Raw genomic sequence first — 7,484 nt, forward strand, 5'->3', positions numbered from 1 at the left:
TATGGAGGTGAAAAACATGTGTGAGATCATGGAAGAAATAAGAGAAAGTGGAAGATTGGAAGGACTAGCGCAGGGAATATCTCAAGGAATATCTCAAGGAAAAGCCGAAGGTATATCTCAAGGAAAAGCTGAAGGTAAACTTGAGGAAAAGGAAAAAACTGCGCATAAACTACAAATTAAAGGAATGAAAATAGAAGAAATCGCAGAATTTGTAGAATGTAGTGTATCCCAGGTAAGCCAGTGGCTTTCTAAATCAAATGATTGTTTAGTGTGACTTGAATGAGTCACATTTTTTTACCATTATTTGAATAATACATGTCATTGACTATTTTGAATCTTAATTTGTTTGTAAAGATTATTTAAATTTTCAATTGGAATTCTCTGGTTTTATTGAAATTTTTGTTTGATAACAAAGAAAAAAATGTTGTTTTTGCGATAAAAAAATAAATAATCTTGTTTCTGAAAACAAATGATTTATAGTTTATGTGCAAAAAGATTCATTATATGAATGATTTGCGCAAATGGTGCAAAAAATGCACAAAGTTTGTTATAATAAATAAGCAAAAGGAGACTAAAAAAAATATGGAAAATAAACAACTATCTTTGCATGCAAAGAATATACGAAGAAATATTGTCAAAGAAGTTTATGCTGCTCAAAGTGGTCATCCAGGAGGGAGTTTAGGAGCTGCGGATATTTTGACATATTTGTATTTTGAAGAAATGGATATCAATCAAGATAATGTCAATTCCATTCAAAGAGATCGATTTGTATTAAGCAAAGGACATGCCAGTCCTGCTTTATATGCAGTTTTAGCGGAAAAAGGATTTCTTCCTGAAGAAGAATTAGTTACTTTCCGTGCTATTAATTCCTCTTTACAGGGACACCCTAATATGAATTATGTTACTGGAGTTGATATGTCGACTGGATCATTAGGACAAGGCGTATCTTGTGCTGTAGGTATGGCTTTATCCAATCAATTGGATCAAAATAATTATCGTATTTATGCTTTGCTGGGAGATGGAGAATGTCAGGAAGGTCAAGTGTGGGAAGCAACTATGGCTGCTGCACATTATAAATTAGATAATTTATGTATTGTTGTGGATGCCAATAATCTTCAAATTGATGGAAGAGTTAGTGATGTGATGAACGTTTTTCCATTAGAAGATAAATTTAAAGCCTTTAATTGTCATGTTATTACAGTCAATGGTCATGATTTTGATGAATTAAGACAAGCATTTCAAAAAGCTCGTACAATCAAAGGAAAACCAACTGTCATTGTAGCCAATACCATTAAAGGGAAAGGTGTTTCTTTTATGGAAGATCAACAAGGGTGGCATGGTGTAGCACCAAATGAAGAACAATATCATTTGGCAATGAAAGAATTGGAGGCAGAGTAATGGCAAAAATCGCAACGCGTATCGCTTATGGTGATGCTTTAAAGGAATTGTTACAAGAAAATCCAAATATTGTTGTATTGGATGCGGATTTAGCTGGTAGTACAAAAAGTGGAGAAGCCAAGAAAATAGATCCTTCTCGACATTTTGATATGGGAATTGCGGAAGGAAATATGATGAGTGTTGCAGCAGGTTTAGCTGCTTCAGGAAAAATCGCATTTGCTTCTTCATTTGCGATGTTTGCGACAGGACGTGCCTATGAACAAATTCGTAACAGCATTGGATATACCCATTTAAATGTTAAAGTCTGTGCATCACATGCTGGAATTAGTGTTGGAGAAGATGGAGCAAGTCATCAATGTATTGAAGATATTAGTTTGATGAGAGGCATTCCTGGGATGAAAGTTATTGTTCCATGTGATTATAACGAAGCCAAACAAGCTATTCATGCTGTAGCTTATGCAGAAGGACCTTGTTATGTGCGCTTAGGAAGAAGTGGAGTTGAAACTGTTACACCAGAGGATTATAAATTCGAATTAGGAAAAGGTGTTATTTTAAAAGAAGGAAAGAAAGTCGCATTGGTTGCTACTGGATTAATGGTACAAGAAGCCTTAAAAGCCTGTGAAATGATGGATGAAGCGCCAACAGTTGTAAATATACATACGATTAAACCAATTGATAAAGAATTAATTCAAAAATTAGCGCAAACACATGATGTTATTGTAACATGTGAAGAACATTCTATCATTGGTGGACTGGGAAGTGCCGTAGCTGAAGTTTTAGCTGAAAGTGGTACATCTTGTCGCTTGATTCGTGTGGGTGTCCAAGATGTATTTGGGGAAAGTGGAAAACCAGATGCCCTATTTGACAAATATAAAATCAATGCCAAAGCCATTGTAGAAGCAATAAAATAGAGTGAAGTCTCACTCTATTTTTTTATAGCTTTTCAATTACATTGGGAATGGAATTTCTCAAAATAAATAAAAGATACTCAATGAGCTCTTCTTTTTTTCTTTTTTCATTTCCCTGAAAATAATTAATCAACATACCAGCCAATGCTTCTGTATAAAAAGAAATTAGAAATTCACAGAAATCGGGTTCTATTGTTTTATTTTGTTCTATAGAAACAGAATCAATAATACATTGAACAACGCCTTTTAAATCATTTGAAAAAAAACGCTTCATTTGTTCTCTTCCCATTGAATCATAAGCACAATTTAAAATATGTTTATTTTGATCCACATAATCAATCACAAAAGAAAGTGCTTCATGAGAATCTACTAACAAATCAAATGAACGCAATACTTCAATAGTATCTTGTTCTAACATCCACTTCAATAAATCATAAATATCTTCAAAATGATAATAAAACGTATTTCGATTGACTTTACAGTCTTTAATAATTTCACTGACAGTGATTTTAGATAAAGACTTTGTTTTCATGAGTTTTTTTAATGAATTTGCCAATGTTTTCTTTGTATTTGAAGATGAGATTGAGTATTTCATATAAAAAATATACACTCCTTTTCATTTTTAAAAAATAGATAAATCTTAAGATTTGACCAATAAATATTAGCTATTTGTCTGAAATACAGACAAATCATGTATTTTGTCCATTTTGTTCATTTTTTGTCGAATTAAAATGAAACCAGGAGGTGATATTAATCTACGATAAAACGATTTCTAAAAGGAGGTGCTATTCGATGAAAAGAAGATATCACATAGAAATGAAAACGAAGCTGGGAATTCGAAATGGATTTCTTGAAATTGAAATTAAAGATCAAATAGTGAATGGATATATACATATATTGAATCATTTACAACCTTTTCAAGGAACTATTGATCAATATGGGCAATGCAATATTAATGGATGGCTAGTGACATTATTGAATCATATTCCCTATACAGCTACAGGAACCATTTCATCACAGTCTCTTTCTCTATGTTTGAAATGTAAGCAATATGAAATTCCTGTTAATGGGTTTATAGAGGCATGATTTGAAAGATACGAAACAAAATTCATTTATGATGAAATTAGCTACTTTTATCGTAGACAAAAGAAATTTATTTTTTTTATTAACCATTATTGGAATCATTTTTTCTTGTATATCACAAAGTTGGGTAAAAGTGGAAAATGATTTGGCTCAATATTTACCAGAAAATAGTGAAAGTCGCAAAGGATTGGATGTTATGGAAAAGGAATTTGTGACTTATGGATCTGCAAAATACATGGTATCCAATATCAGTTTAGAAAAAGCCGATGAATTGTATAACCAAATCAAGGATTTAGAAGGAATACAGAGTATATCCTACAATCCTGAAAAAAATTATAAAAATGTATCGAGTTTATATTCTATTACTTTTGATTTTGATGAAAAAGATTCTCGATGTATGGAAGCCTTAAATAAAGTAGAAGACACATTAAAAGGTCAAGACTATTATTGTGTAACAGAATTAGGAAATAAAAATGCCGAAATATTGGATCAGGAAGTCCAAGGTATTATGGTCTGGGTGGCCTTAATTATCGTATTGGTATTATGTTTTACATCGCAAACCTGGGCCGAAATTCCAGTTTTAATTTTGACATTTTTAATTGCGATGATATTGAATGTAGGAACCAATTTTTTATTAGGTACAATTTCCTTTGTTTCCAATTCTGTAACGAGTATTCTGCAACTGGCGTTGTCTCTAGATTATGCCGTAATTTTATGTAACCGATTTAAAGAAGAACACCAGACATTGGATTTAAGAGAAGCTGTGATTGTTTCTTTAAGCAAAGGGATCCCTGAAATTGGAGCGAGTTCTTTAACAACCATTGGTGGATTATTTGCGATGATGTTCATGCAATTTAAAATAGGACCCGATATGGCGATTTGTTTAATCAAAGCCATTTTATATGCATTATTATCTGTCTTTGTAGTTATGCCAGGTTTATTAATGTTGTTTGGACCATGGATGGATAAAACCGAACACAAGAGTTTTATACCTAAAATTGATTTTGTTGGATCTTTTGCATATAAAAGCCGATACATTGTTACACCTGTATTTGTTGTTGTTCTTGTTGTATCTTTTGTTTTATCGAAACAATGTCCATATGCCTATGGATACAGCAATTTAGAAACACCTAAATTAAATGAAACACAGATTGCAGAAAATAAAATAGAAGAGACCTTTGGCTCTGAAAACTATGTAGCATTGATTGTTCCATCAGGAAATTATGACAGTGAAAGAAAACTATTAGCGCAATTACAATCTTATGAAGAAGTAGATTATACAATGGGTTTATCCAATGTAGAGGCAATGAATGGCTATTACTTAGCCGATGAATTAACACCGCGACAGTTTTCTGAATTAACGAATATTGATTATGAAGTGGCTCAATTGGTGTATACAGCCTATGCGGTAAAAAACGAAGAATATCAGAAAATGATTGGAAATTTATCAACTTATAGTATTCCTTTGATTGATGTCTTATTGTTTGCATGTGACCAAGTGGAAAATATTTCTATGGAAACTTCTCAAAAAGAATTGTTGAACAACGCAAAGACTATGATGGAAAGTGGAAAGAAACAATTACAAGGAGAAAACTATAATCGTATCTTAGTATATTTGAATTTACCAATCAGTGGAAAAGAAACCTATGATTTTATTGATACATTGACCGCTCTTGCCCAGTCTTATTATCCAGATGGAAATATCTATGTAGTTGGTGAATCAACAACAGAATATGATTTTAAAAAATCATTTGAAAAAGACAATTTAGTTGTTACCGTTGTTTCTATTTTAATTGTATTAGTGGTTTTATTGTTTACTTTTAAATCCGTAGGAATGCCTATTCTTTTGATTCTTGTGATTCAAGGAGCTATTTGGATGAACTTTTCCATTCCAACACTTACCAGAAACTACATCTTTTTTATGAGTTATTTAGTGGTTAGTTCCATTCAAATGGGAGCCAATATCGATTATGCCATTGTTATTGCCAGTCGATTCAATGAACTCAAACGAATAATGGATTCAAAACAGGCAATCATAGATACAATGAACTTTGCGTTTCCAACCATTATCACTTCTGGAACTGTTTTATCTTTAGCCGGTATTTTAGTGGGACATATGACAAGTGATGCAGCCATTGTAGGAATTGGAAGCATTGGACGAGGAACCATTATTTCCATGATACTAGTTATGTTTGTTTTACCACAAATTTTATTAGTAGGAAGCTCTGTTGTAGATAAAACATCTTTTTCAATGCCAATTAAAGAAAGTAAAGCAAAGACAAAAGGAAAAGTTCGTGTTGAAGGAATTATAAAAGGAGAAATTCATGGAACTGTAAGTGGAATGATGAAAGCAACGGTTCAAGGCGATGTTGATTTACATGTTGTGTCAGGACAAGTTGAAAAAGAAGGTGAAATAGATGAAACATAAAATACGTCAATTTTTTGTTTTTCTGTTCATGATCCCTTTGATACTACTTTCTTCTGTTTCTGTATACGCAATGGAAGAAAAAGTCTATATCAACAATGTTTCAGATTTTGTGGAAATGTCTAAACAATGTACATTGGATACATACTCAAAAAATAAAACATTTATCTTAACAAAAGATATTTCTTTAAAAAATTATGAAAACTTTAGTATTCCTGTTTTTTCAGGTGAATTCGATGGAAATGGCCATACAATTCGTGATTTTACCATTAAAAAGAATCAAAATCCATGTGGTTTGTTTGCGATTGTACAACAAACTGGAATTGTAAAAAACGTAAAAGTAACAGCTTCAATTGAAGTATCAAGTGAAAATACAGGAGCCATTGCAGGAGAAAACTATGGAACCATTGAAAATTGTTCTGTATCTGGTTCTATTTGCGGAAAGCAAAATACAGGAGGCATTGCTGGAATCAACACAGTCAGTGGAATCATAAAAAATTGTCGAATGAATGGAACTGTAATTGGTACAAAAATGACAGGAGGCATTTCAGGAAGTAGTTTAGGAATCATTCAATCTTGTCAAAACCAGGCATATGTCAATACTACATCAAATGAATTTAAAATAAATATTGAAGATTTAGATTTTTCTTTTAATTTATCAAAAATAAGTACATTCGATACATCTTCTTATTATGATACAGGCGGAATTACTGGATATTTATCGGGTATTGTTTCTAATTGTACAAATACAGCACCAGTTGGTTATTTACATATTGGATATAATGTCGGAGGTATTGCAGGACGTAGTTGTGGCTTTATTACAGATTGTACAAATACAGCAAGTATATCTGGAAGAAAAGATGTCGGTGGGATTTGTGGACAAATGGAGCCATATATTGCTAAAAGCATTAATAAAAGTACATTGGGTCAACTACAAGATCAATTAAAGGAATTGGATTCTTTGCTTACACAAATTCTAAATGATACACAAAATGAATCAAGTATACTTATTTCTAGATGTAATCAACTTGCTGATTATATGGACCAGGCAGCTAATGCTGCTAATAATATAGAAACCACAGGAAGTATAAGTGGATTACTTTCTGGTTCAAGCCAATCAAGCGCAAATGGAAATGTAACAATGGATCCAGGGAATGCAGAAATTGAAAAAGATGCTTCGATTTCAAAGGATTCAACAACGATTCTGATTCCAGGAGTTGAAATCAATCAGGGAACTGTTTCATCTGAAAAAGATGTAGAAATGAATTTAGAACAAGGAAGTGTGGATTCATCCGCAAATGCATCTCATTTCGGTGAAATAGATGCATCGAGTCAATTATCTATTACAACAAATTTATCTGGTTTATCTTCTAGTATCTCTGGTATGGCAGGTGTGTTGCGTTTATTAAATAATGAAATTGGTAATAGCTCTGTTACTTTGTCAAATGATTTAAAAGCTATTCAAAATAAAATTAATGAAATATCTAATACTTATTTACAATTATTTGATAATCCAGATAATGAGTATATTCAAGATGTTTCACAAGAAGATATAGAATCTATTTCATTGGGAAAAATAAGTCAAACGACGAATGAAGGAAATATTCAAGGTGATTTAAATGCAGGTGGCATTATCGGTTCTATGGCCATTGAATATGAATTAGATCCTG

Annotated in this window: 6 protein-coding genes and 1 pseudogene; 6 read left to right on the plus strand and 1 reads right to left on the minus strand. The window is 32.1% G+C overall.

Annotated features, from left to right (window positions below):
* The 3 genes and pseudogenes from ACI32A_RS06985 to ACI32A_RS06995 form a co-directional block, all read left to right on the plus strand.
* Positions 1-274: pseudogene (locus ACI32A_RS06985) on the plus strand (hypothetical protein); the annotation flags it as partial.
* Positions 275-504: 230 nt separating this feature from the next.
* On the plus strand, positions 505-1,398 hold the full coding sequence (locus ACI32A_RS06990) for a transketolase (protein WP_439754321.1): 894 nt from the start codon (positions 505-507) through the stop codon (positions 1,396-1,398).
* The gene (locus tag ACI32A_RS06995; RefSeq protein ID WP_439754322.1) at positions 1,398-2,309 is read left to right on the plus strand and encodes a transketolase family protein; all 912 of its coding nucleotides are present in this window, start codon (positions 1,398-1,400) and stop codon (positions 2,307-2,309) included. The genes ACI32A_RS06990 and ACI32A_RS06995 overlap by 1 nt, the downstream gene beginning before the upstream one ends.
* 22 nt (positions 2,310-2,331) lie before the next feature.
* Here ACI32A_RS06995 and ACI32A_RS07000 read toward each other — a convergent pair whose 3' ends face one another.
* Complete coding sequence (locus ACI32A_RS07000; protein WP_439754323.1) at positions 2,332-2,901, minus strand: TetR/AcrR family transcriptional regulator C-terminal domain-containing protein; 570 nt, start codon at positions 2,899-2,901, stop codon at positions 2,332-2,334.
* A gap of 197 nt (positions 2,902-3,098) precedes the next feature.
* Here ACI32A_RS07000 and ACI32A_RS07005 point away from each other — a divergent pair, with 197 nt between their 5' ends.
* From ACI32A_RS07005 to ACI32A_RS07015, 3 genes are all read left to right on the plus strand, one after another.
* Complete coding sequence (locus tag ACI32A_RS07005) at positions 3,099-3,392, plus strand: hypothetical protein (RefSeq protein WP_439754324.1); 294 nt, start codon at positions 3,099-3,101, stop codon at positions 3,390-3,392.
* 1 nt (position 3,393) lies between these two features.
* Positions 3,394-5,817, plus strand: coding sequence for an efflux RND transporter permease subunit (locus ACI32A_RS07010; RefSeq protein WP_439754325.1), 2,424 nt, complete (start codon positions 3,394-3,396; stop codon positions 5,815-5,817).
* On the plus strand, positions 5,807-7,484 hold a 1,678-nt coding region (locus ACI32A_RS07015; RefSeq protein ID WP_439754326.1), incomplete at its 3' end, for a GLUG motif-containing protein. The genes ACI32A_RS07010 and ACI32A_RS07015, both read left to right, overlap by 11 nt.

Source organism: Floccifex sp. (genome assembly GCF_051873555.1).
Lineage (GTDB): Bacteria > Bacillota_I > Bacilli_A > Erysipelotrichales > Erysipelotrichaceae > Floccifex.

Bases quoted from the DNA above. Each gene is read 5' to 3' on its own strand.
- ACI32A_RS06990 (WP_439754321.1), top strand. From the start codon at position 505: ATGAATGATTTGCGCAAATGGTGCAAAAAATGCACAAAGTTTGTTATA.
- ACI32A_RS06995 (WP_439754322.1), top strand. From the start codon at position 1,398: ATGGCAAAAATCGCAACGCGTATCGCTTATGGTGATGCTTTAAAGGAA.
- ACI32A_RS07000 (WP_439754323.1), bottom strand. From the start codon at position 2,901: ATGAAATACTCAATCTCATCTTCAAATACAAAGAAAACATTGGCAAAT.
- ACI32A_RS07005 (WP_439754324.1), top strand. From the start codon at position 3,099: ATGAAAAGAAGATATCACATAGAAATGAAAACGAAGCTGGGAATTCGA.